This is a genomic window from Streptomyces sp. NPDC002156, from assembly GCF_053593675.1.
In genome coordinates, this window is record NZ_JBSFDA010000349.1 from 1 (window position 1) to 2990 (window position 2990).

Annotated in this window: 2 protein-coding genes and 1 tRNA gene; 1 reads left to right on the plus strand and 2 read right to left on the minus strand. The window is 70.4% G+C overall.

Annotated elements, in window-relative coordinates; translation table 11 throughout:
* Nucleotides 1-7: 7 nt before the first annotated feature.
* A tRNA-Gly gene (locus ACWCRB_RS49540) sits at nucleotides 8-80 on the plus strand.
* 68 nt (nucleotides 81-148) lie between these two features.
* Here ACWCRB_RS49540 and ACWCRB_RS49545 read toward each other — a convergent pair.
* The gene (locus tag ACWCRB_RS49545; RefSeq protein WP_451002333.1) at nucleotides 149-1060 is read right to left on the minus strand and encodes a phosphoribosylaminoimidazolesuccinocarboxamide synthase; all 912 of its coding nucleotides are present in this window, start codon (nucleotides 1058-1060) and stop codon (nucleotides 149-151) included.
* An 85-nt stretch (nucleotides 1061-1145) separates the two neighbouring features.
* Nucleotides 1146-2684, minus strand: a complete 1539-nt coding sequence (locus ACWCRB_RS49550) for a N,N-dimethylformamidase beta subunit family domain-containing protein (RefSeq protein WP_451002334.1) — start codon at nucleotides 2682-2684, stop codon at nucleotides 1146-1148.
* Nucleotides 2685-2990: the final 306 nt, after the last annotated feature.

The following is a 2990-nucleotide window of genomic DNA, read 5'->3' on the forward strand; positions in this document are numbered from 1 at the left end:
ACGCGATGCGGACGTAGCTCAGTTGGTAGAGCGCAACCTTGCCAAGGTTGAGGTCGCCAGTTCGAACCTGGTCGTCCGCTCAGCAGTCGAAGGCCCCGGTCCAGTGGACCGGGGCCTTCGTCGTGCTCAGGGTGTGTTCAGCGTGTGGTCAGCTCCAGCTGATCCCCGTCAGGCGTTCGTACGCCTCGATGTACTTCGCGCGGGTCGCGTCCGTGACCTCCTGCGGGGGCGGCGGCGGGGGCTGCTCGCTGGCGCGGACCCAGCCGGACTCGGCGGACGTGAGCCAGTCCCGTACGAACTGCTTGTCGAACGAGGGCTGTGCGTGGCCCGGCTCCCACACGTCGGCCGGCCAGAAGCGGGACGAGTCCGGGGTGAGGACCTCGTCGGCCAGGATCAGGGTCTCGCCGGCCGCCGTGGTCTCATACCCGAACTCGAACTTCGTGTCGGCCAGGATGATGCCCCGGTCGCGGGCGATGTCGCGGGCGCGGGAGTAGACGGCGAGGGTCGCCTGGCGGAGTTCGGCGGCGGACTCGGCGCCGACCTGGCGGGCGACCTCCTCGTACGGCACGTTCTCGTCGTGCTCGCCGACCGCGGCCTTGGTGGCCGGGGTGAAGATCGGGGCGGGGAGTTCCGAGCCGTCAGTGAGACCCTCGGGGAGGGCCAGGCCGCAGACCGTACGGGTCGCGTTGTACTCGGTGAGGCCGGAGCCGGTGAGGTAGCCGCGGGCCACGCACTCCACCGGCATCATGCGCAGGGACTTGCAGATCAGGGTGCGGCCCGCCCAGTCGGCGGGGGCGCCCGGCGGGAGTTCGGTGCTCAGGACGTGGTTGGGGGCCAGGTCGGCGAGCTGGTCGAACCACCAGAGCGAGAGCTGGGTGAGGACGCGGCCCTTGTCGGGGATCTCCGTCTGCAGCACCCAGTCGAAGGCGGAGATGCGGTCGCTGGCGACCATCACGAGGTCGCCCGCCTCGTTCTGGTACAGGTCGCGCACCTTGCCGGTGTGCAGATGCACCAGGCCCGGAACCTGGAGGGGCTCGGGCTTTTCTACGAATCCGGACACGGTTCCTCCCCGTGGTGATGACCAAGTGGGTCGATTCTCCCGTATGCGGAGAGTCGGTCGGCGCCAGGGGGCGGGGGGCCGGGTTTCAGTCCCGTTTGCAGATGCGGTCCAGGAGGTTCGCGGTGGCCCGCTGGACACGTGCGTCCACATGGCCGGGGCGGTCCAGGGACGGGGACCACGCGAACGTTCCGGACGCGAAGACCAAGGAGCCCGAGGGCGCCCGATAGAGGGAGGTCTCCTGGTGACGGAGGGCTCCTTCGCTGTCCGCGTACGGGGAGTGGGCGAGGAGGATGCGGTCCTCGTGCTCGGGGAGCTGGGTGCGCGGGAAGTAGCGGTCGGCCTCGCCGGCCACCATCCCGTCGATCTCGTCGCCGTCGTGGGCGCCGGTCGCCTCCCACATCCAGTGGTCGGCGTTGCGCACGACCATGGGGGTGGGCTCGGGGACCCGGCCCGCGTACTGGATACCGATCAGCTGCTGCTCGGGCCGGTCGATCTCGCGCCAGAGGGCGGGCTTCCCGGGCCCGCGACGCTTCCGGCAGGTGAGGAGGCGGTCGGCGACACCGGACGGGGATGGGCCCAGCTCCACCTGCCAGTACATGGTGTTGGCGGAGAGGAAGACGAGGGACGTGCCGTTCTCCCGGGCGAGCTCGGTGGTGCGGCGCATCGCCGAGGACCAGTACTCGTCGTGGCCCGGGAAGACCAGGCCACGGTAGCGGGTGGGGTCGACGCGGCCGGCGTGCAGGTCGCGGGCGTCGGCGTAGGCGAGGTCGTAGCCGTAGCGCTCGGCGAAGCGGATGAAGTCGTAGGCGTGGCCGACATGGAGGGGGAGGCCGGCGCCGGCGTACGGGCGGTCGAAGGAGACGGTCGTCGCGGCGTCGGCCTCGCCGAGGAGCCGGCCGTCGTCGTCCCAGGCGTGGTAGAGGCTCGCGCCGGTGCGGCCGTCCTCCGGGTAGAGGTTGTACGCCTGCCAGGTGATGTCGGGCAGGAGGAGCAGCAGGTCCGCCGGGTGGTTGTCGCGGACGGTGAAGGGGATGTGGGAGCGGTAGCCGTCGGCGGTGGTGAGTACGGCGACGTAGGCCCCGATGTTCCAGTACGACGGGATCTGGAGCCGCCAGGAGAGCCACCAGTGGTGGCAGGAGACCGTGCGGTCGGCGGTGAGGGGCGGGGGCTGGACGATGCCGGAGAGGCGGGGGCTGGTGGTGATCTTGGCTGCGCCGTCGCCGCCGTAGTGGCCGATGCGGTAGATGTCCACGGCGAACTCTTGCGGCGGGTCGACGGTGATGTGGAAGTCGATGGCCTCGCCGGGGGCGGCGGGGCCGGTGGAGGCGAAGCCCTTGATCTGCCGGTGTACGTCGTCGGCGGCTCGGGGGCCGCCGGTGGGGCGGGGGGCGGGGCGGGGGGTACGGGGCGTACGGGGGTTGGGGATTCTGGTGGTGGCTGTGCCGTGTGTGGTGGGGGTGGGGGTGGGGTCTAAGGGGTCCACGTACCAAGGGACTACGTGGCCCGTGTCGTCGAAGTAGGTCTCGCTGCCTCGGAGCCAGGGGACGGGGCCCAGGCCGAAGGGGTCCGTGACGGCGTGCGCGAGTGCTCCCGACTCCCAGCGGCGGATCGGCTGCGACCCCATGACTACTTCCCTCCCTGGCTCCCCCGTCAGCTGTGTGCGTGCGGTGTTGCGTTTCGCGGTGTTGCGTTTCGCGGTCTGGTGTCCGGCTGTCTTATGTCCCGAGCGATTGCCATGTGCGCTATCGGTCCCAGCACATCACATTACGCACGCAGTCCGTCACCGTTCGTCGCTAATTGACCAGAAGCGGAAGAGAGTCCTCCGACCTGTTTCTTCGCCCCCGCCGCCCCTACCCGTCCCATCCCTGGGGGCTGCGCCCCCAGACCCCCGCTGTCGGCCTGAACGGCCTCGTCCTCAAACGCCGGACGG

What these genes read in the sequence shown, in the direction of transcription:
- ACWCRB_RS49550 (WP_451002334.1), bottom strand. Translation starts at nt 2,684, where the DNA reads ATGGGGTCGCAGCCGATCCGCCGCTGGGAGTCGGGAGCACTCGCGCAC.